Below are 23,211 nucleotides of genomic sequence, written 5' to 3'. Positions count from 1 at the left end.
GGAATGAACCATATGGATATTTTCTATAACCCTAACGGTATAGGAGATGTACTGATTGTTCCGCTTGCAGACGGAAATCGTTATGACATCACCTATGAAAACTTCGGGGATGTAACGAAAATAACGGAGAAAGGTACCATTGCGGGCTATAATATTTTTCAGGCATCAAGCTACTTTGACTTGAAAGACACCGGAAAAATCACCATGACGGAGAACCTGTTAAACCAGATGAAAGAAACGTTCAGGCAAAACAATTTGAATGATCCGCTCGATTTCGATTTAAGTCCGAAGTTTGTTGTTGGCTATGTCAATGAAAAATCCACGCATGAAAACGCTGATAAATTAAGCGTTTGTCAGGTTGATACAGGTGATGAAAGGCTGCAGATTGTCTGCGGCGCCCCAAATGTTGCTGCCGGCCAAAAAGTAGTGGTCGCAAAGGTTGGAGCAGTCATGCCAAGCGGGTTCAAAATAAAACCGACAGAATTACGAGGTGTCCCTTCGAATGGTATGATATGTTCACAGAAAGAACTTGGGCTGCCAAACGCACCGAAAGAGAAGGGCATTTATGTTCTGGATGATCGCTTTACGACAGGTGAACCATTTGAATTTTAGGAAAAAGCAACCTGCGTCAATTGACAATGGTTGCTTTTTAGTGAAATAGGGAGCGCTGACTGACAATGGTGCAAATTTGTAACAATTTCAGCCAGAAGCATTGAATTTCGGCCGGAATTGTGACATTTTCACCAAATCTGGACAGAACACTTGGTGCATTACAATTTCAAAGGAAAACTGCTAAAATTATAATAACTTGATCTTTAGAAATGAGAGGATACATATGTGGGGTCGATGGAAAAAGAAAATCAGCCGTTTTCTTTTTGAAGAAGAGGAAGAAAACAATGATCAATCATACCAAGCGTTACATCACAACAATCAGGGTATCCGTACGAGAATGACGTATCAATATCCTGCTGAGAAATCATTTCGTTTTCCTGTCATCCCGGACCAGCCGCATCGGAAGGAAGAATCCGAAGTGCCGGCATTCCAGCGAAAAAGAAGCCGTAATACGGAGCAGCCGAAACCTGATTCTAGTCAGGAGGAACAGCAAATGCGAAAGGTTTATAAATCGGAATCCGAGGAGCCGTTCACACCGAGCGATGTGCCATCACCGATTTATGGCTTTCAAAAGCGAAATGAAGAAAAGACGATTGAAGACGTACCGGCTTTTCAGCGAAAACAGCAACATGACAATGGTAATCATGATCCGATAAAGGATCAAGCTGCTGCAGCAAATGGGAAACCGCTCAATTTTGAACATGAGACCGGAAGTTCCGAGCGTCCGAACTTGTCATCGCTATCATCCAACGATAGTAAAACTGAACAAGGTACCGGAAATTTTTCGCGTCCTGACAAATCCGGTACAATTGAAAAAACGACGTCTGATAACAAGACCCAATCCGAAATAACTGAAACACAGAAACCTGCGCATCGTGATAACAGCAAACGGCGAACCCGCAAACCTGGAAGGGAGCAGTCAAGCCCTAAAACACCGCCATTTAATGTGTTGATGTCGGCAAATGATAAACAGAATCAACTGAAAAGAAAGCAATCAGATCAGCAGTTGGCAAGAAAAGAGCAACCCATACAAAACAGCACCGTTCCTTATCATTTATTGGATGATCCGGTTCCAAAAACGGAACAGGATAAATTGTGGATGCGAAATCAGCAGCAGGTTCTGGAAAAAACATTAAAACATTTTAACGTCCGTGCCAAAGTCGTCAAAACTACACAGGGTCCATCGGTAACACGATTCGAAGTGCAGCCTGAACCAGGTGTCAAGGTAAGCAAAATTAAAAATCTAAGTGACGATCTCAAATTGAACCTGGCTGCCAGAGATATCCGGATTGAGGCACCGATTCCCGGGAAAAACACAATAGGTATTGAAATTCCGAACCAACACTCCCAAATGGTCAGTCTGCAGGAGATTTTTGATCATAAAAGCTTCCAGACAAGCGCATCACCATTGACGATTGGGCTGGGGCTGAGTATTGAAGGGGATCCGCTTGTAAGCAATATCCAAAAAATGCCGCATGGCTTAATTGCCGGCGCGACCGGATCGGGCAAGAGTGTTTGCATTAACACCATACTAATCAGTCTTTTATATAAAGCGAGCCATGATGAGGTGAAGTTTATGCTGATTGATCCGAAAATGGTCGAACTCGCACCATACAACGGCATTCCTCACCTTATTTCACCGGTCATTACTGATGTGAAAGCAGCAACTGCGGCTTTGAAATGGGCAGTCAGGGAGATGGAAGCGCGTTATGATGCTTTTGTCCATGAAGGTGTCCGGGATATTGAGCGCTTCAATCAAAAAATGACAAGGCAAAACCGTTCTGAAGATAAAATGCCATTTATTGTGATCGTGATTGACGAGCTTGCTGATTTAATGATGGTTTCCCCTCAGGATGTGGAGGATGCTATCAGTCGTATCGCTCAGAAGGCACGCGCATGCGGCATTCATTTGCTGCTTGCTACCCAGCGGCCATCAGTTGATGTTATTACAGGTTTGATTAAAGCCAATATTCCAACAAGGATTGCTTTTAGTGTATCCTCACAGGTGGATTCGAAAACGATCATCGATACAGGCGGTGCCGAAAAATTGTTAGGAAAAGGCGATATGCTGTTTACGGAAAATGGTGCAGGCAAAAGTATCCGGCTTCAAGGTGCTTTTGTATCTGATGAAGAGATTGAACGTGTGACAGATTACGCGAGATCCATCGCTGAACCTGAATATCAATTCGAACAGGAGCAATTATTGGAACAAGTTTCACATGGTGATTATGAAGATGACCTTTTGAGTGATGCGATTGATTTCGTTGTTGGGCACAATAGCGCCAGTACCTCCCTCTTGCAGCGGCAGTTTAAAATCGGCTACAATCGGGCAGCGAGATTGATGGATGCGATGGAAGAAAGAGGGATCATCGGGCAGCAAAACGGGAGCAAACCGCGGGAAGTGCTAGTATCGGCAGCACAAGAAGGAAATTAGATGCTTGTCGAATACCGCTTCTTTATATATGATGATAGAGGATGAATGTTTCAAAATCTATTTAATTTCTTTAGAGGAGTAACGGTTATGAAGGAAATCACCCAAAAATTGAACGGCGATATTAAACGTTTAACGAATAAAACGTTTAAATTTGATAAGCGGATCAAGGAAGGATGGTTCTCTGCAGTTTACTTCCTGAAAACGAAGGAAATCGCGGAGAAAAAACAGCCGAACAACCATGTCACCATGCAATTTTTTCAAAAAAGCAGTGATGCAGTGCTATGTGGTACCGATGAAGCCATTGCATTGATACATACATTTGCCGATGATCCGGAGAAACTGGAAATTCATTCGCTGAAAGACGGGGACAAAATCAGCCCGTATGAAACAGTGCTTACGATCTCCGGAGCCTATCAGCAGTTTGGTTTCCTGGAAGGGATCATTGATGGCATTCTGGCGAGAAGAACATCAGTCGCAACGAATGTATATAATGTTGTAAAAGCAGCCAATTCTTCAGGCAGGCAAAAACCGGTCATTTTTATGGGCGATCGTGATGATCATTATACCCAGCAGGCAGGGGACGGCTATGCAGCGTTCATCGGCGGATCAACGGCACAGGCTACACATGCGATGAATGAATGGTGGGGAAAAGAAGGTATGGGTACAATGCCGCATGCCATGATCCAAATGTTCCGCGGAGATGTTGTTGCCGCTTCAAAAGCCTATCATGAAATGTATCCTGAAGATGATCTCGTGGCACTCGTCGATTATAACAATGATGTCATTACAGACTCATTGAAGGTAGCCCATGCATTTGGTGATGAACTCAAAGCGGTGCGTATTGATACGTCCAGAACACTAGTTGATAAATATTTTCTGCGGAATCATCATTTAATGGGCACCTTTGACCCAAGAGGAACCAATCCGGAACTGGTCTTTGCTTTAAGAAAAGCACTCAATGATGAAGGTTTCTCACATGTAAAGATTATGGTCAGTGGAGGATTTACGGAAAGCAGGATCGGTTATTTTGAGGACAAAGGTGTCCCGGTTGATATGTATGGTGTAGGTGGAAGCTTATTGAAAATCAATATCGGATTTACTGGAGATAATGTGCTGTTTAACGGAATCCCTGAAGCAAAAGAAGGGCGGCGCTACCGGCCTAATCCGCGTATGGAAAAGGTTGAATACTTCCGGCAGGATCAGTAGCATATTGGAAAAACGTCGGTTTCTACAGCCAGTTTTGTGTGAACGCCCAAATTTTTCCAAACATTTTATTCTCCGTTATAATTTGCTATAATGACAAAATAGCAGTGAGGAGATCATATCATTTAGATAGACATAAAGTTGGAGGTTCTTTTTTATGACAGCTTACCATTTTATTGGTATTAAGGGAACCGGAATGAGTGCACTTGCTCATATACTTCATGATTCCGGCGAGAAAGTGCAGGGGTCTGATGTTGAGAAGCATTTTTTTACACAAAAAGCATTAGAGGAAAAAAACATTCCAATTTTCCCTTTTTCAGAAACGAACATCAAAGAAGATTACACCATTATTGCAGGTAATGCTTTTTCAGATAATCATCCGGAAATTAAAGAAGCAACAAAACAAGGATTAACATTCTACCGGTATCATGAGTTTCTGGGAGAATGGCTGAAACAATATACCAGTATTGCCGTAACAGGGGCACATGGAAAAACATCGACTACCGGACTGCTGGCTCATGTACTGGATGCATCCTATCCGATTTCCTATTTGATCGGTGACGGTACAGGTAAGGGACATGTGGAGAGCAAATATTTCGCGTTTGAGGCATGTGAATACCGGCGGCACTTTTTAAGCTATCAGCCTGATTACGCCATCATGACAAATATTGATTTTGATCATCCGGATTATTTCACAAGTGTTGACGATGTTTTCAATGCGTTCCAGTCAATGGCAGATCAAGTGAAAAAAGGAATCATCGCCTGTGGCGACGATGAACAATTGCAGCAGATCCAGGCCAAAGTACCGGTTGTTTACTATGGTTTTTCCAGTACGAATGATTTTCAGGCACAAAACGTGACTGAGACAGAGCATGGCACTGAATTTGATGTATTTGTACGCAATACTTACTATGATACATTCAATATTCCAATGTTCGGCAATCACAATGTATTGAACGCTTTATCTGTCATTGCCATTTGTCATTATGAGGACATTAAAGCGGAAAAAATAAAGGCATTAAATACTTTCGAAGGTGTCAAGCGACGGTTTACGGAGAAAAGCATCGGCAGTCAAGTGTTAATAGATGATTATGCCCATCATCCGAGGGAGATTACGGCAACGATTGATTCGGCAAGGAAGAAATATCATGGTAAATCAATTATTGCGATATTCCAGCCGCATACATTCACACGTACACGAACATTTCTGCAGGAATTTGCCGATAGTCTAGGCCTTGCTGATGAGGTATATTTGTGTGATATTTTTGGATCGGCACGGGAGGAAAGCGGAAAACTGACAATAGAAGATCTGCAGAAACTTGTAGATAACAGCTGCATTCTGAATTTGTCCAATACAGAGGTATTAATGGATCATTCAGATAGTGTACTGCTGTTCATGGGAGCAGGAGACATTCAAAAATTCCAGGAATCCTATGAAGATCAGCTTGCATTTATGAATGATCAGCAAATAAAAAAAGCGTAGAAACAAAAAGAGCCATATTGATAGGCTCTTTTTAGTATTTAGAATTTCGAAGATTGCGGTACTTGTTATAGGACAGGCCGAATGTCGAATTTTCATCACGGCTTTTTTTGTATATTTGTCGAAATTATAGCGATAATCCGTTATAGTAGATAATATAGGTGATGGTACGGTTAGTTTGATTTTATATTAGGGACGTATGTTTATAAACTTATAAATGGGGAACATAATAGAGAACTCTTCACTTATTGATTCATAATGCTCCGGAACATATCATCACACCGAATTATTGCCGAATGAAGGAGTTGGTCAGCCAATGGAAATTTTGTTGTACATTGCTGCTATTATTGCCGCGGCAGCTTTTGCAGTTCTTGTTGTCTATCTGGCAGTGATATTAAAGGCAGCGCAGCGAACGATGCATCATGTGGCAAATACACTGGAAAATCTGGAAACCCAGATGCAGGGAATTACCACGGAAACAACTGAACTGTTAAATAAAACAAATAACCTTGCAGAAGATATCAATCAAAAATCGGACAAGCTGAATGTTTTGTTTGATGGCGTGAAAGGTATTGGAAAAACTGTAGATGAATTAAACGCATCAATCCAGAATTTATCGTCTCATATTTCCAAGACAGCCTCAAAAAATCAGGAGAAAGTTTCTGAAGTTCTCAAATGGGGCAATTCAATTATTGATTTCTGGAAAAAGAAAAGAAATAAATAAATTATTGTTAAGGAGGAACCTGTATGGGGAACAACAGCAACATCAATTTTAAAGATTTTATGGTAGGAACATTAATTGGTACTATTGCAGGTGCTGCAGCCGCCTTATTGTGGGCACCAAAATCCGGCAGAGAATTAAGAGGCGATCTTAATGGTGGTGCGAAACAGCTAAGAGACCGTGCCGGTGAATGGAAAGATACTGCATATGTGAAGGGAACAGAATGGAAAGATTCAGCGTATGAAAAAGGATCTGAATTAAAAGAAAAAGCATATCTTAAAGGTTCAGATCTGAAGACAAAGGCAGTTGACTCTACATCAAAACTTTCTCAGAAAACACAGGAAATGACCCAAAATGTAAAAGACAAATGGAGTGAAAAAAGAAATATTGACGATGAGGCTGCAGAGGAAGCAGCCGGAGCAATCGCAGAAGCTGTAAAGGAAGCCGAAAAATCGGAAAGTCAATAAACAGAAACGGCCAGTGAATTCCACTGGCTTTTTTAAATTTATGGGTGACAACCAAAAAACTTTTCGGTATAATAATTCCTAATATATTTTCAAAATTAAATGAATGCTTGCAGGAGGGGATCAGATTGAGTAATCATTTAGAACAGTTGCGCCAACAATTGGATAGCGTCAACACGGAATTACTGGAGCTGATAAATCAGCGTGCCGGAATCGTTCAGCAAATCGGGAAGGTCAAAGAGAAACAAAGCATCAACCGCTATGATCCGGTTAGAGAGCGTAAAATGCTGGATGAGCTGACAGAAAAGAATAATGGACCATTTGAAAATTCGACCATTGAGCATATATTCAAGGAAATATTCAAGGCAAGTCTTGAACTGCAGGAAGATGATCACCGGAAAGCTTTGCTTGTATCGCGAAAAATGAAGCCGGAAGATACGATTATTGATATTAAAGGGGAAAAGGTCGGCAATGGAGATCTCCAGCATGTTATGGGACCTTGTTCAGTTGAAAGTTATGATCAGGTTGCACAAGTTGCCGAAGCAGTAAAACGAAATGGGGTTAAATTACTCCGTGGCGGAGCGTTTAAACCAAGAACGTCTCCATACGACTTCCAGGGGCTTGGTGTAGAAGGCTTGCAGATTTTGAAACAAGTTGCCGATGAATATGATCTGGCAGTAGTCAGTGAAATTGTCAATCCAGTACACGTGGAAAAGGCATTGGATTATGTGGATGTTATTCAGATCGGTGCCCGCAACATGCAAAATTTTGAACTGTTAAAAGCAGCTGGGGAAGCCAATAAGCCTGTTCTGTTAAAACGGGGGCTGTCTGCAACCATTTCGGAATTTGTGAATGCAGCAGAGTATATTATTTCGCAGGGTAATGGTGATATTATACTTTGTGAACGCGGTATCCGGACATACGAGAAGGCTACCCGCAATACGCTGGATATCTCAGCTGTACCCATTTTAAAACAGGAAACCCATTTGCCGGTGATGGTGGATGTGACTCATTCAACAGGGCGCAGAGATATATTGCTACCGGCAGCGAAAGCAGCTGTAGCTATCGGGGCGGATGGTGTCATGGCTGAGGTACACCCGGATCCTGCTGTAGCATTGTCAGACGCAGCACAGCAAATGAATATACCAACATTTGACCACTTTATGAATGAACTTGATGCATTTGCACCCCGCGGTACCATGCAAAAATAAGTTTATAACTTGTCAGCGAGCTTTATTCGTCTTATAATTGAAGATTGAAATGACAGCTGATGATCTTAAAGGCTGATCTTTTAAAAAGATCGGCCTTTAAATTTTTTGTGTTTTTTTGTATGTTAGCGTATCATAATGACAAAGAAAACGTTTTGATAACCAGACGAGGAGGCAGATTGATTATGACTGTAACAATATATGATGTAGCAAGAGAGGCGAATGTATCGATGGCAACCGTTTCTCGCGTGGTAAACGGCAACCCTAACGTAAAACCAGTAACACGTAAAAAAGTATTGGCAACAATCCAGGAGCTCGGCTATCGGCCAAATGCAGTTGCACGTGGACTGGCGAGCAAAAGGACAACAACGGTAGGAGCGATTATCCCGGATATTTCAAGTATCTTTTTTGCTGAATTGGCAAGGGGGATTGAGGATATCGCGACCATGTACAAGTATAATATTATTTTGAGTAACTCTGACCAGAACAAAGATAAAGAACTGCAGCTAATCAATGCAATGCTGGAAAAACAGGTGGATGGCATTCTGTTTATGGGCGGCGATATTACGAATGAACATGTCGATCAATTTCACACTTCATCAGTGCCGGTTGTAGTGGCGGCGACAAATGATGAAACGAACACCATCCCATCAGTGAATATTGATTATGAAGCTGCCGCATTTGAAGCGACATCCTTTTTGCTTGATAAAGGAAATGTAAATATTGCCTTTATATCCGGCGTGGATGATACCTTGATCAATCAGCAAAAATATGACGGTTATGTACGTGCGTTTAAAGAAAAATCAGTAAGGCTGAATGATGAATATATCCTTACAGGTGATTATTCGTATGATTCCGGAATAGAAGCTGTCAATCAGCTGCTGGAGATGAATGACAGACCAACTGCTGTATTTGTGGCTTCAGATGAAATGGCACTTGGCGTCATCCATGGTGCACAAGACAAGGGATACCAGGTGCCAGATGACCTAGAAGTATTCGGCTTTGACAATACAAGACTGGCAACAATGGTACGCCCGACACTGTCAACGATTGTACAGCCAATGTATGATATCGGTGCTGTTGCGATGCGTTTATTGACTAAATATATGAATAAAGAAGATGTAGAAGAGAAAAAAGTTGTATTGCCGCATCGAATTGTCGAAAGGGATTCAACAAAGTAATGTTAATGCCGATATAAAAGCTGACGTATATTTTCAGCATGCATTACAGGCTTTGGGGGAGCGCAAATATGAGAAAACGAGACATATTAACGCCATTCGGTATTACATTGGGATTTATAATGATCATGCTGGCTATCCTTTCGAAGGGCGGCACGCAAGGTTTTACTTCCTTTATGGATATAGCTTCCATCTTCGTCGTGATAGGCGGATTGGTGGCTTCACTGCTGATTAATTTTAAAACAGAGCAGATAAAGCTTACCGGGAAAGTAATAAAAGAAGCTTTCCATCAAAAGGATCAGCGGCTTAAGGAACTGATCGACATGTTTATCCGTTTGGCAGAGCGTGCTCGCAGAGAAGGTATTTTAGCTCTTGAAAACGAGATGGATGAAGTAGATGATGCGTTTATCAGAAAAGGTGTACTGCTTGCAGTTGACGGGATTGAGCCGGAAGTCATCAACGATATTATGAATGCGGAAATCACTGCAATGGAAGAACGTCATCACAGAGGGCGGGTCATTCTGGAAAAAGCGGGGGAATATGCACCCGCCTGGGGAATGATCGGAACTTTAGTCGGTCTCGTTTTGATGCTCAACAGTTTGACCGATCCGGCAACACTGGGTCCCAATATGGCGGTAGCCCTGTTAACGACCCTGTATGGAACTGTGATGGCTAATTTGGTTTTCATACCGATGGCCAATAAATTGGCATCCAAAACAGAGGAAGAAATGTTCATTAAACAAATCATTATTGAAGGCGTGATTGGTGTACAATCAGGCCAAAACCCGCGGATTCTGGAAGAGAAATTGGGCGCTTTCCTGTCTAATGATACAAAAGAAGAGGCTGAAGAGAAAGCTGCTTTTTCAGGGGAGAGCGTAAATGAAGCGTAGACGAATAAGGAGCAGCGGCAGGTCGTCGGGTGCACCGAAATGGATGGTTACATATTCAGATTTGGTAACACTGATTCTTGTCTTCTTTATTTTGCTATTTTCTATGTCGCAAATCGATATGGCCAAATTTGATGCCATATCGGAGTCATTCAGGAACCGGATGATTTTTGATTTCTACCCGTCTCCTGTACCAATGGAAAACCCGACAGAGCATACAAGTGATGAGGAAAGCGGCAAAAATTCCAATGAATTTGAACACCCGACACAGATTGAAAATATGAATGATCGGGATGATCAGTCAAATGAGGAGCAGGACTCACTGGACGATTTGATGGAACAGGTGGAACAATATTTACGTCATCATAATTTGAGTGACGTGATTTCTGCCAGCAGAACAGATCGCGGGGTCGTTCTTGTGCTCCAGGAAAGTATATTGTTTGATACTGGAGAAGCAGAAATTCTTGATTCCGGGAAACCTTTTCTGGACAAGATTGGTGAACTGCTTACCAATTTACCAAACGATGTTAATGTTGAGGGGCATACAGATGATCGCCCAATTACCAGCTATAAGTATCCGTCCAACTGGGAGTTATCCGGTGCAAGAGCAAGCAGTGTCATTCGTTATTTGATCAATGAAAATGATTTTGACGCATCACGATTTTCATCAGTCGGCTACGGTGATACAAGACCATTAGTGCCGAATAGCTCTGAAGCAAACTGGCGTCAGAACAGGCGCGTTGAAATAGTCATCATGGAAAAAGATGGGCAAAATGGAGATCATGAGGAATAAAAGGAGATGACGGCCATCATCTCCTTTTTAATATCCTGAAAGCATCAGAATTGCGATAAATGTTTCAGGCGGTATTTCTCACATGTTGCCTTGTTTATTTTGAGCATATTTAAGCGCACTTTGCATGACTTTTTCGTTTTTTTCTGTAATGTCGGCTTTCCTGGGAATATCCGGTACCATCCATTTATCATCGTGCCAGGTATCAGGCAGTGTTACGGGCGATTCCATTTGCCATGTAGATTGCCAGTCAGCTGGCAGCGTTCCTGTTTGAATGCTGTTTGTTTGCATCACACTCCAAATTTGTCCCCATGCACGCGGTACAACACGCCACATATCATAACCGCCGCCGCCGAGTGCGATCCAGCGCCCATTACAATACTTATGGGCTAATTCATGAGCAAGCAGCGGGATTCGCTCGTAAACTTCCATTGTGGCACATAGGTGTGTCAGCGGATCATTCAGATGGGCATCCGCACCATTCTGTGTCAATACCACATCTGGCTGGAAAAAGTCGGCAATACACCTGAAAGCGGCTTCATACACTTGTATAAATGACTCATCTTCGGTAAAGGCATCGATTGGTAAATTAAACGCATACCCGTGGCCCGCTTTAACGCCCCGTTCATTGATATGTCCGGTTCCCGGAAAAAGATATCTCCCGGTTTCATGGATGGACAATGTGCATACATTTGGATCATCATAAAAGGCCCATTGTACACCATCACCATGATGGGCATCAGTATCAACGTACAAAACTTTTAAACCATACTTTTCCCGAATATATTTGATGGCAATCGCACCGTCATTATAAATGCAAAAACCGCTCGCCTTTCGTTTGAATCCATGGTGGAGCCCGCCGCCGAGATTCAATGCGTGAGCCGATTTACCTTGTAATACAGCATCAACTGCGGTCAGGGTGCCGCCAACAAGGCAGCTGGATGCTTTATGCATATTGGAAAATATAGGTGTATCCTCTGTTCCAATACCGTAATCCATGCTTTCATCAGCAGATAAATGACCACTGCTCGCTTTTTTAACAGCATGGATATAGGCTTTATCATGGAAAAGCGCCAGTTCTTCTTCAGCAGCCATCCGTGGTTCGATTATATCATCGTCTGTTAATAGTTGACTCTTTTCCAATAAGTCCTTTGTTAATAAAACGCGTTTTTGATTAAAGGGATGATCCGAATGAAAATGATAGTCCAGAAATTTATTGGAATAAATAAAGGCTGTATCGCACGTCATATTTTTGGCTCCGCTATATTATTCGGCCACATTAATTCATATCCTGCATTCCGTAAATCCTGGATCACTGGCAGCGGGTTCATGGTCTGTATACGGAAAACAAGGATTTTGTAATTCGGATCATCATGATAAGGGTACATCAGAACCGACGATATATTGGTTTGGCGTTCACCAAAAACTGCCGCCACTTCCGGTAAAATCCCCGGTTTGTGCGGTACTTTAACTTCAATCTGCGAACTCTGAACGTTTGTGCCGGTTAATTGGATCAATGTGTACAGCATATCTTTTTCCGTAATGATGCCAATTAATTTATTTTCACGCAAAACGGGCAGGCAGGCCAACGCCTCATCGTAAAAAACCCGGGCAATTTCTTCAACAAAATCCAGCGGGTGCACTGTTATAACCGGATGGCTTATAATTGATTGGATTTCATGATAGAATGCCTGATGATTCGTGTGCTGGTCAAAAATAGATGGTGCCGCATCACGCACATCCCGGTCAGATACAATACCGACAACATGTTTTTCGCCATCAACAATCGGAATGTGTCGAATATGATTTTCACGCAACAGCTGTAAAGCATCGGCAATGGTTGCTGACGGCGGAAGCGTTGCAACCTCTGTTTTCATCATTTCCTCTACAAGCATTATAACCCCTCCCTCATGCTACGGTATTGTTGCCGCTGTAAAAAGCGCAATTGATCAAATTGTTTAATGGATTTTTCCGGTACGTTTTTGCCGATTCGGACCATTAAACAGTTAGCTGGGTGTGAGATGATTTCAGGATCATCGGTAGGAGCGGGGAGAAGCCCTCCTGCGGCCATCATTTTCTCCATCACTTTCCGGTAGTCCCAAACACTTAAGCGGGTTTCATTCAAATCCCAATGCCAATAATATTCAGTGGAAATGACAATATAGTTTTCCATATAGTCATCCTCCATGGAAACTTCCAGCAGGCCTGAAGCAATTTTAGCGCCGCGATAGGCAGGAATGACTTCTACAGCTCCTAGTTCCATCAGATCCTCCATATTGAATGTTGACCACCGTTCAAGCGGATCCGGATGCAAGTAGGTTACATAGCCAATAATGGTATTTTCCGTTCTGGCAACGATGATGCGGCCTTCCGGAAAATCTGCAATACTTAAAATCGCCTCGAATTGTTTTGGAGCCGGACGGAATGCAGTCAGCTGTTCATGAAAATGATACTTTTTCAACTCTGAAGCCGAAAGCGGCCCTTCGATGATGAGCGGACCATTTGGCGTATCGCGTGTTTCCGAATGGCAGGTCTTTGTGTGATCCATTATGTCACCACCTTGCTTTGTAAAATCATAGCGTTTTCATTAACTTTATTATACAGGATATTGGCCTGGATTTTTAGTAGCAGTTGAAAGTTTGATATAAAAATAAGGGGGCTAGCCCCTTATTTTTTAATTATCATCGTCATTATTCGTACCTTGATTGTCGTCGTTATTTTCTTGATCGCTGTCGTTGCTATCACTATCTCCATCGTTATCATTATTGTTATCATCATCGTTATCGCCGTTATTGTCATTGTTGTCTCCGTCACCGGATTCTTCATCAGCGTCTCCGCCGGAATCACCATTATCCTGATCTGATTCTGAATCTTCGTCAGCATTGGAAACATCTCCGGCAACGACTTCATTGGATGCTGAGGATTCCAGGCCGAAATAGTCAACAGCTTTTACATGGTAAACAGCATTATTGTCTGGAACGTTAAAGCTTGTCCCCGTTGTGCTGCCAACAAGATTGAACGAACTATCCGGGTTGTTGGCCCGGAAAATCCGGTAGCCGACAACATCATTACTGTTTGAACTGTTCCAGGATAGCTCACCGCCTGATTCTGAAACCGAACCAGGTGCGGCAGGGTCTTCGCCATCGTCTTCAATCACATCATTGCTCACTTCGGACTGCGGCAGGCCGATTTTTTCCCATGCCTCGCGGTTGGTGCGCGGGAAGAGTATGGACAGGTCGCCCACCTGATCATAACCGTTTCGTTCCAGAAATTCCGGGTTGAATGTCAGACCGTCACCTTCCACAAATTCATCCGGTGTGTTCTCACCCGCGATGACCGCTCTGCCGTTGACCATGACATAAGAACCCCGGATAAGGCTGTCGTCTTCCTCTGTTGGAACATGTTTGGCATTAAACAGATCCGTTTGCACTAATCCTGCTTCTTCACATAGGTCTGACGGCAGCTTTCCGGAAGTGGCACAGTAGCTTCGGGATACAATGCCATCCGGCCGTTCAAAGCTTTTCTCGGGTGCCACCAGATCCGGGTTAATGTCGGATGCCGTATTGACCAGTTCTGCCCATAATTTTTGGGTCCGCTGGCTGTAACTTAAAGAGCAAGATGGACACTGAATGCTATTTTCATCGTCATAGCCAATCCAGACACCCATCGATACATTTGGATTAACCCCGACAAACCAGGCATCCTTGTAATCCTGTGATGTACCGGTTTTTCCGGCCCAGTCAACACCACCGTGCTTGATTTGTGACTGCAGGTATGTTCCTGTACCCTGGTCAATCACATCACGCATAATATCCAGTGTGAGATAGGCTGTTTCCGGTGAGAAGACATCGACAGGATCGGATTCATGTTCAAAAATGGCATTGCCATCCTGGTCGGTAATTTTTTCAATCATATAGCCATCGGCAAATTGCCCCTGATTGCCTAATGTCGTGTATGCATTCACATTCTCTTCCACTGTGACACCGTCAGAAGTACCGCCTATCCCCAATGACTGATGGGCGTACTCATTTTCTCCAATGGTTGTAATGCCCATCGGCTCAAGAAACTCACTGACAGGATCCTGAGCATTAAACCGGTTATAGACATCGACCGCTGGAATATTATAGGAGTTATAAAGTGCTGTTCGGGCAGACACGAGTCCGTGATAACCACCGCCATAATTACCTGGTGTATAATCACCGAACGTTCTTGGCACATCGGCTATTGGTGTCCCTGGCTGGATAATTCCTTTTTCGAATGCCGGGGCATACACCAGAATTGGTTTCATCGTACTGCCGTTGGAACGTGTTGCTTGGGTTGCATAGTTAAACTGGTTATCTTCATCGAAATTCCGTCCGCCGACAAAACTGATGATTCGTCCGCTGGCGTTTTCAATTAATATACCGCCTGTTTGTATCTGTTGCGTATCTTTAACCTGTTCACCTGTTTCGGAATCTTCCACAAGCCCGGTCCAATCCGGTCCGTAATGCTCATAGTTTTGAGCGATTTTTTTAAAGGCATCGTGTGTTTCCTTGTCAATGGTTGTATGAATTTGATAGCCGTTTCTCCGCAAAGCACGGTCGGCCAATATGCTGTACTCTTCCTTTAGCTCTTCATCATTATTTAGATCATCCATGGAATACCCGTCTTCTTCAGCCAGATGCTCCATAATAATGTCGCTGGCACGATCTTCTGCCTCAAACGTCAAGTGAGGATATTTCTCAATTGGTGACTGTGATTCTTCAGTAAAATCAGCTGTTAAGTCATAATCCATAGCTTCATCGTATTGTTCTTTTGTAATATAATTCGATTCATACATCCTGTTTAAAACGGAATGCATTCGGTTAATTCCCGGCTGCAACCCTTCTTTGTCTTTTAACCCTCCACTGTTTTCAAAGGGTGTATAGGAAGAAGGGCTTTGCGGCAAGCCGGCCAGATAAGCAGCCTGGGCCAGATTTACCTCGGAAGCATCAATCCCGAATATGCCTTGTGCTGCCGTTTGAATGCCAGCAATATTACCTCCTGAGGCATCGCGACCATATGGGACGATGTTTAAATACGCTTCCAGGATCTGGTCCTTTTCAAAGAAACGTTCCAGACGCATCGCGATTAAAATTTCTTTTGCCTTTCGTTCGAATGATACTTCATTCGTTAATATTTGATTTTTCACAAGCTGTTGCGTCAGCGTACTTCCGCCAGATTGTGTGGATGCACTGGTTACTTGCTGAACAACGGCACGCACAATGGCTTTTGGAACGATTCCTTCATGTTCATTAAAATATTCATCCTCTGTTGCAATGACTGCATCTTTGAGGACATCCGAAACATTTTTCAGTTCAACTTCTTCCCGATATATCTCTGACCGGATATCGCCAATATACTTCTCATCAGCAAAAAAAAGCGATGATGTTTCTTCATAGTTATAAATGTCCTGTTCCATACTTTCATAGTCGCGGATCGGTTCATCCTTGACAAGCGATGCAAAATAGCCTGCACCGACACCGCCGGCAAAAAATCCGCCCACCACACCGATAATCAGGAAGAATAATAGAATACTCCAGATGACATCATAACTGATTCGTGATGATTTTTGGATTGTTCCTGTTCCCCAGATTGATCGGGCTTTTTCAACATACTGATGAGATTTGAGTCTTCCCCAAAGTGACTTGAACTTATGTATATATTTTTGGAATAATTGCTTAAAATCCACTCGTAAAACCTCCCCTGAATCAAATCTATTATAGCACAGTAGTCATACCTGTTGAATGAAAAAATCCAGTCCGCATATTGCATTTGTGTTACAATTATGGTATGAATAGATCATAATCAAATATTCAGAGCGTTGAAGGATCGCAGTAGTTGTGCAAATCCCTGTTTCAGAGAGCTGGCGGTGGTGCGAGTCAGTAAACATTTGCAAATGAATTACAGTCCCGAGCATCTTCTTTTGGATCATGCCCCATCCCGCAACCGAGAGAAGACGGTTTAACAATCGTTAACAATCCCAAGCGGCATCAATTTGTGCAACAAGGGTGGTACCGCGAGCATACACTCGTCCCTTATTTTGAAGGGGCGGGTTTTCTTTTTGTTGTTTTCGTATTCTTTGTTGTTTCTGGGGTCTCTTAGGCTCGCTTTCCCGCAGGAATCTCCGTGTGTGTCAACTGCTGATTGACAAATCCACCCCTAAAAATAAATTTAAAAGGAACAGTCTTTTAAAGCAGTCAGTGTATATTTTTTGATTTCAATTCGTAATAACCTTACAAAATGGAGTGAGTAATATGGATATCTTACAGGATCTTGAAAAACGAAACCTGATACAGCAAACGACAGATAGGGAAGCATTGGAAAAACATCTGAACGAAAATCAGGTGACATTATACTGCGGTTTTGATCCAACCGCCGACAGTCTGCATATTGGGCACTTGCTGCCGATCATCATGCTAAAGCGATTCCAGCGGGCTGGGCATAAACCGATCGCCTTGATTGGCGGCGGAACCGGTATGATCGGGGACCCAAGCGGACGATCAACCGAGCGATCCTTGAATGAAGCGTCTGTTGTACACGGATACAGTGAAAACATTAAACACCAATTGGCAAAACTGCTTGATTTCGATAATGGTACGAACGCAGCAGTGGCCCGGAACAATCATGATTGGCTTGGCAGCATGACGGTCATTGATTTTCTTCGTGATGCGGGAAAGCATTTTGGCATCAATTATATGCTTGGCAAGGAGTCGGTGTCTGCCCGGATTGAACAGGGTATTTCATATACCGAATTCAGTTATATGATTTTGCAATCACTCGATTTTATGAAACTATACGAACAGGAAAATTGCACATTGCAAATCGGTGGCAGTGACCAATGGGGAAATATTACAGCTGGTATGGAACTCATCCGTCGTTCCCGGGAACATGAAGAAGATGACATCAATGTATTCGGACTGACCGTTCCATTGATTACAAAAGCAGATGGCAGCAAATTCGGCAAAACAGCCGGTGGTGCGATTTGGCTTAATCCGGAAAAAACCACGCCATATGTGTTTTACCAATTTTGGATTAACACTGACGATCGTGATGTGATGAAGTTTTTGCGTTACTTTACCTTCCTTGAGGATCATGAACTGGATGAATTACAACTTGAACTCGAAAATCATCCGGAAAAACGGCTCGCCCAAAAAAGGCTTGCTGAAGAAATGACGATCATGGTGCATAGTCAGGAAGCACTGGAGCAAGCCCAAAAAATTACGGCATCCCTGTTCAGCGGTGATTTGAAAGACTTATCCGCCGGCGATATTGAACAAGGTTTTAAAGATGTACCGACATATGAAATGTCCAAGGAAAACATCGGTCTGATTGATTTACTCGTTAATGCATCGATTTCGTCATCCAAACGACAGGCAAGAGAAGATCTTCAAAACGGCGCGATTTATATCAATGGTGAACGCCAGCAGGATCTGCAATACGTTGTGAACGAAACAGATCGCATTGACGATCAATTTACCGTTATCCGTCGTGGGAAAAAGAAATATTTTTTAGTGCGTTTTAGTTAGAACAGGACTTGTATGGTGTCATAGCATATCACAGAGAAAATTGGATTTGTCTTCATAATGACAATCGAAATAAACTTGACTTTGGTGGCATGATTTTTTTTAAATATTTTCATGCCCTTTTTTAAAATTGGTTTCGATTGTAGAAGTAGGAAAGTTCCCATGGATAGAGTGAGAGATGGGGAAAGCTAATAATAGGGCGGGGGACCAACCGGAACCTTCAGCTATTGCAACTGAAAAATCTAGTAAAAGGTTAACGGAAGGGAAAACGTTTTGAAGAAAAGCATGACAACAAACCATTCAGAAAAGCTGTCCATAAGATGAATCGGCATTATCTTCCGCGAAGTACGAAATCTCCAAAGAATAATAGGATCTAATAAAATGACTAGTTGTGGACAAAAAACTGAAACAAATGATGTCAATTATCGTCTAATGAATGAAGTCACCATGAAACACTATAGAAGGCGATCGCAGGATGAATGAAGAATTAGTTACGGACTGGTTATTAAAATGTATAAGTATAAAACAGATCTAGGCATGTTATTATTTCATACTTATAATATATGAATCTTGGAGGAAAATAGATTGTGCGGATTTGTCGGTAAATTATCGTTGGAGAGTAAGCAGAAAGATAACTCTGAAAAAATATACAATGCGTTGGCGTCTATACATCATCGGGGTCCTGACGCAACTGGTTATTATAATGATTCGTATATCCAGCTTGGTTTCAAACGGTTAAGTATCATAGATATTGAATGTGGTGATCAGCCGCTTTCATATGAAAATAACCGATTTCATATTGTATTTAATGGTGAAATATACAATTATGTCGAACTCAGAGAAAGCTTGGTCAAGCAAGGCTTTTCTTTTGAAACCCATTCAGATACTGAGGTCATTTTGGCCTTGTATTCTTCTAAAAAGGAGGGTTGTCTGAAAGCACTACGTGGCATGTTTGCATTTGCTATTTGGGACAAACAGGAAAAAGTATTATTTGCTGCGCGTGACCCATTTGGAATCAAACCATTTTATTATCTGGAATCAGACAAAGCGTTTTTGTTTGCATCCGAAAAGAAATGCTTGACTGTTTATGAAAATGATGATGACCTTTCCAGAGAGGCTTTTCAGCATTACCTGACATATCAATATGTACCGGAATCGTACTGTTTAAAGGGTAACGTTCATAAATTAAAACCTGGTCATTTTTTATTTAAAAAACCGGGAAGTAAAATAGATATCCAAACATATTACCATAAAAATTTTAGGCCATCGAACGAACATTTCTCCCATTATGTAGAAAAGACAGGAAAAGTACTCGATGATTCCGTTGCAAAGCATTTGCGAAGTGATGTCCCTACAGGCGCCTTTTTATCAGGTGGGATTGATTCAACTGCTATTGTCGCTTTGGCTAAACAATATCATCCCGGTATTAAAACGTTCACGGTTGGATTTGAACGGGAAGGTTATAGTGAAATTGATGTTGCAAGAAATACGGCTGAAAAATTAGGTGTCGAAAATATTCATAAATTGATAACGCCTGAAGCATTTATGAATGAACTGCCCAACATCATTTGGTATATGGATGATCCTGTCGCTGATCCTGCAGCAATACCACTTTATTTTGTGGCACAAGAAGCAAGTAAGCATGTGAAGGTAGTTTTATCGGGGGAAGGTGCGGATGAATTATTCGGCGGTTACAACATTTACCGGGAGCATTTGGCATTAAAAGGATTTTCTTATCTGCCTGGAATTATAAAACAATTGTTTAAAAAAATTGCTTTGTGGCTACCTGAAGGTATGAAAGGAAAAAATTTTTTATTACGCGGGACAACACCATTATCCGAAAGATACACCGGCAACGCCAAAATCTTTATTGAAGCTGAAAAAGAACAATTACTTTCATATTATCAAACGGGAAATCCTTATACGGCGATTACACAATCGCTATTTCAAGATACCATAACATATGATAGTTCCTTGAAGATGCAATATATTGACCTTCACACGTGGTTGCCCGGTGATATTCTTGTTAAAGCGGATCGTATGACAATGGCTCATTCATTGGAATTACGTGTTCCTTTTTTAGACAAAGCAGTATTTGATGTGGCAAAAGCAATCCCAACAGGTGCCAAAATAACGAAAGGAACAACGAAATACGCGTTAAGAGAAGCCATGAGGGATCTTGTACCGGATTCCGTATTATACCGGAGAAAACTCGGTTTCCCGGTACCGATTCGTCATTGGTTAAGAGACGAACTTTATGAATGGGTGCAAAGCATTATCATAAACAGTCCAACTGAACATCTCATCAAAAAGCAGGAAGCACTTGCTCTGTTGGAGGAACATGCCCTTCATAAAACGGATAACAGTAGAAAGATTTGGGTTATTCTTGTTTTTATGCTTTGGTATTCGCAATATGTTGAGTCTTGTCCAAATAAATAGATGGTGATTTTTTAAAATAACTGCTGTAGTGCGAGAGCCCAGGTTAGACTGCATTTTTGAATGATTGTAAAAATCATAGCAAAACCCTCAAACCTTATTACAAAGGATTTGAGGGTTGTTTACTATATGATTGGCTATGCAGCTTTCTGAAGGTCCACTTCAATTCTATCCCATTTATTCTGTTTCGCTTTTCGGAAGAACCACATAGCAAAAGCAATTGTAAGGATAATTCCACCAATATGCGATATCTGGAGTGGTAGATTAAGACCGATCGGCGCATTCAATATATAGATAAACACCATGTCGGTAATGAACAATGCCGGAATGAGCGACATCCAATAATTTTTCCCTTTCAATAGCAGGTACATGGTAGCAATCCATAGGGCGAGTGCTGCTGTTGACTGGTTTGCCCAGGAAAAATACCGCCATAAAATGTCAAAGTCGATTTGCGTTAAAATGATGGACACGACAAATAAAGGCACCGCAATGACTAAACGATTCGCTACTTTCTGCTGATTCAAATTCATATAATCCGCAATGACGGAACGTGCGGCACGGAAAGCTGTGTCGCCCGACGTGATCGGAAGCACAATAACCCCCAATACGGCAATGGTTCCGCCGATAGCGCCCAGAAGCACTGTGGATGCCTCATTCACAACAGCAGAGGCTGTACCGGCATTGATGAGGGCATTTAATTCTTCCCCGTGGAAAAGGCTCATGGACGCGGCAGCCCATATCATGGCTATAATCCCTTCCGCAATCATCATCCCATAGAAAACATAGCGGCCTTGTGACTCTTTTTGTACTGTACGGGAAATAAGAGGTGACTGTGTCGCATGAAACCCGGACAGAGCACCACACGTAATCGTTAAAAATAGGATCGGGAATATGGGTAAGTTTTCCGGATGCATGTTTTCCAGTGTCAATTCAGGGATGGCTGAACCATTTCCTGACGTGAACATCGCAATGCCAATCCCAACTGTCCCGATTAACAGGACGGCACCAAGGAAAGGATAGATTCGGCCGATAATCTTATCAATCGGCAGCATCGTTGATAATAGGAAATAAAGAAAAATGATACCTAAAATTACCCACAATGCCACATGGCCATCTAGTAAAATATGAAGCAGTGATCCGGATGTAGTAGCGAACACCGTTCCGACCAAAAGGAGCAGCAGCAGTGCAAAAGCATTCACCAGGTGCCGGGGAATTTTTCCTAAAAACTTTCCGGCAAGTTCCGGTATATGCGCACCTTTGTTACGAATCGATATCATACCGGTCAAATAATCGTGAACGGCCCCGGCAAAAATAGAACCAAGTACAATCCAAATAAACGCTGCCGGACCAAATAAGGCCCCCATAATTGGGCCATATATCGGGCCTGTTCCTGCAATATTAAGCAATTGAATCATGGCATTCTTTTGTTTTTTCATTGGAACAAAATCAACGCCATCTTGGTTGGCAATGGCAGGTGTTTTACGTGAATGATCTATTCCGAAGTTTTTTTCAACAAGTTTCCCGTACGTAAAATATGCGACAATCAATAATCCGATGCTTATGAAAAAAGATATCATGTTTTTCTCCCCCTGTGTGACTCCTACCGTTGAAAACGCTAACAAAAGGATTATATATTATTTACCGAAAAAATTCAATCAAATTTCACAAAATGATAGATTGATACGCAGATAAAGTGAGGTGTATTGTTCAGGTCAGTTGTTTCCAACAGGCGTTTCAGCAAGTGTTTAGAATTTGTACCAAAAGCGGATGTGGCTATTGTTTTCAGTAAAACTTAAGCTGAGCGCTATACAATCCGGGGGATAAGTGTAAGTAATGAAAGAGAACGAGGCTGGGACAAAAGAACGTTTATAAAACAAAAATCTGACTATTGGTCGCCTTCAAAGCTCCTTACTTTAGGTATGTCCCAACCTTGTATATTAAGTACTAGAGGTTCGCTACCTCTGGTGCTTTTTTAGTTTATACTAAAAGCAACGCTGTGGATTAGTAACCCAGCCTACAGTACTTTTTAGTAACTGGTTTTTAGAGAATCTAACCACAGCTCTTTGTTTATCTGTTAATCAGTTAGATAACGCAAGACGTTTGATTTCGTACAAGGATACAGGACAAGGAGTGCGTGGCTTGAAGCACAGCGTAATAAAGTCGAAGGAAGGAATTCTAATGATTTATGTGGGGATTGATGTAGCTAAACATAAACATCAAGTAGCAATTATTGATAACAAAGGGGAAATCTATG

The 23,211-nt window shown here is 42.1% G+C and carries 17 protein-coding genes and 1 other annotated feature; of the genes, 12 read left to right on the top strand and 5 right to left on the bottom strand.

Annotation, left to right across the window (positions count from 1 at the left end; all coding sequences use genetic code 11):
• Positions 1–12: 12 nt before the first annotated feature.
• From ytpR to motS, 10 genes are all read left to right on the top strand, one after another.
• Positions 13–612 carry a YtpR family tRNA-binding protein gene (gene ytpR, locus BM195_RS17015; protein WP_090241254.1) on the top strand — a complete coding sequence of 200 codons (600 nt, stop codon included), beginning with the start codon at positions 13–15 and terminating at the stop codon, positions 610–612.
• Positions 613–835: 223 nt separating this feature from the next.
• Positions 836–3,046, top strand: coding sequence for a DNA translocase FtsK (locus tag BM195_RS17010; RefSeq protein WP_090241252.1), 2,211 nt, complete (start codon positions 836–838; stop codon positions 3,044–3,046).
• Between the two features lie 87 nt (positions 3,047–3,133).
• Positions 3,134–4,252, top strand: coding sequence for a nicotinate phosphoribosyltransferase (locus tag BM195_RS17005; protein WP_090241250.1), 1,119 nt, complete (start codon positions 3,134–3,136; stop codon positions 4,250–4,252).
• A 154-nt stretch (positions 4,253–4,406) separates the two neighbouring features.
• Positions 4,407–5,732, top strand: a complete 1,326-nt coding sequence (gene murC, locus BM195_RS17000) for a UDP-N-acetylmuramate--L-alanine ligase (RefSeq protein WP_090241248.1) — start codon at positions 4,407–4,409, stop codon at positions 5,730–5,732.
• Between the two features lie 313 nt (positions 5,733–6,045).
• Entirely contained in the window at positions 6,046–6,453 is a 408-nt protein-coding gene (locus BM195_RS16995) for a DUF948 domain-containing protein (protein ID WP_090241245.1), read from the top strand.
• A 23-nt stretch (positions 6,454–6,476) separates the two neighbouring features.
• The gene (locus tag BM195_RS16990) at positions 6,477–6,917 is read left to right on the top strand and encodes a YtxH domain-containing protein (protein ID WP_090241242.1); all 441 of its coding nucleotides are present in this window, start codon (positions 6,477–6,479) and stop codon (positions 6,915–6,917) included.
• Positions 6,918–7,042: 125 nt separating this feature from the next.
• On the top strand, positions 7,043–8,125 hold the full coding sequence (locus tag BM195_RS16985; RefSeq protein WP_090241240.1) for a bifunctional 3-deoxy-7-phosphoheptulonate synthase/chorismate mutase: 1,083 nt from the start codon (positions 7,043–7,045) through the stop codon (positions 8,123–8,125).
• A 182-nt stretch (positions 8,126–8,307) separates the two neighbouring features.
• Positions 8,308–9,303, top strand: coding sequence for a catabolite control protein A (gene ccpA, locus BM195_RS16980; RefSeq protein WP_090241238.1), 996 nt, complete (start codon positions 8,308–8,310; stop codon positions 9,301–9,303).
• Between the two features lie 68 nt (positions 9,304–9,371).
• Complete coding sequence (gene motP / locus BM195_RS16975) at positions 9,372–10,190, top strand: flagellar motor protein MotP (RefSeq protein ID WP_090241237.1); 819 nt, start codon at positions 9,372–9,374, stop codon at positions 10,188–10,190.
• A complete protein-coding gene (motS, locus tag BM195_RS16970; RefSeq protein ID WP_090241235.1) occupies positions 10,180–10,980 on the top strand; it encodes a flagellar motor protein MotS in 801 nt (266 codons plus the stop codon). Before motP ends, motS begins: the two co-directional genes overlap by 11 nt.
• A 78-nt stretch (positions 10,981–11,058) precedes the next feature.
• On the opposite strand, the gene BM195_RS16965 is transcribed toward motS, so the two are convergent.
• The 4 genes from BM195_RS16965 to BM195_RS16950 all read right to left on the bottom strand — a co-directional run bounded on the left by BM195_RS16965 (position 11,059) and on the right by BM195_RS16950 (position 16,687).
• On the bottom strand, positions 11,059–12,225 hold the full coding sequence (locus BM195_RS16965; protein WP_090241233.1) for an acetoin utilization protein AcuC: 1,167 nt from the start codon (positions 12,223–12,225) through the stop codon (positions 11,059–11,061).
• The gene (locus BM195_RS16960; protein WP_090241231.1) at positions 12,222–12,872 is read right to left on the bottom strand and encodes an acetoin utilization AcuB family protein; all 651 of its coding nucleotides are present in this window, start codon (positions 12,870–12,872) and stop codon (positions 12,222–12,224) included. Before BM195_RS16960 ends, BM195_RS16965 begins: the two co-directional genes overlap by 4 nt.
• Complete coding sequence (locus BM195_RS16955) at positions 12,872–13,525, bottom strand: GNAT family N-acetyltransferase (protein ID WP_090241229.1); 654 nt, start codon at positions 13,523–13,525, stop codon at positions 12,872–12,874. The genes BM195_RS16960 and BM195_RS16955 overlap by 1 nt, the downstream gene beginning before the upstream one ends.
• Before the next feature lie 126 nt (positions 13,526–13,651).
• Positions 13,652–16,687, bottom strand: coding sequence for a transglycosylase domain-containing protein (locus BM195_RS16950; protein ID WP_090241227.1), 3,036 nt, complete (start codon positions 16,685–16,687; stop codon positions 13,652–13,654).
• Positions 16,688–16,810: 123 nt separating this feature from the next.
• Positions 16,811–17,037, top strand: a binding site (T-box leader).
• A 215-nt stretch (positions 17,038–17,252) separates the two neighbouring features.
• Between BM195_RS16950 and tyrS the strand changes: the two genes are divergently transcribed.
• Complete coding sequence (tyrS, locus tag BM195_RS16945) at positions 17,253–18,524, top strand: tyrosine--tRNA ligase (RefSeq protein WP_090241225.1); 1,272 nt, start codon at positions 17,253–17,255, stop codon at positions 18,522–18,524.
• A gap of 582 nt (positions 18,525–19,106) precedes the next feature.
• The gene (gene asnB, locus BM195_RS16940) at positions 19,107–20,960 is read left to right on the top strand and encodes an asparagine synthase (glutamine-hydrolyzing) (protein WP_090241223.1); all 1,854 of its coding nucleotides are present in this window, start codon (positions 19,107–19,109) and stop codon (positions 20,958–20,960) included.
• A 134-nt stretch (positions 20,961–21,094) separates the two neighbouring features.
• Here the strand turns inward: asnB and BM195_RS16935 are convergent, their stop codons facing one another.
• On the bottom strand, positions 21,095–22,534 hold the full coding sequence (locus tag BM195_RS16935; RefSeq protein WP_090241221.1) for a carbon starvation CstA family protein: 1,440 nt from the start codon (positions 22,532–22,534) through the stop codon (positions 21,095–21,097).
• Positions 22,535–23,211: the final 677 nt, after the last annotated feature.

Origin of the sequence: Lentibacillus halodurans, assembly GCF_900112045.1 — a bacterium.
GTDB lineage: Bacteria > Bacillota > Bacilli > Bacillales > Amphibacillaceae > Lentibacillus > Lentibacillus halodurans.
The sequence above is the reverse complement of the archived record's forward strand: the minus strand, read 5'-3'. Positions and strand labels throughout refer to the sequence as shown.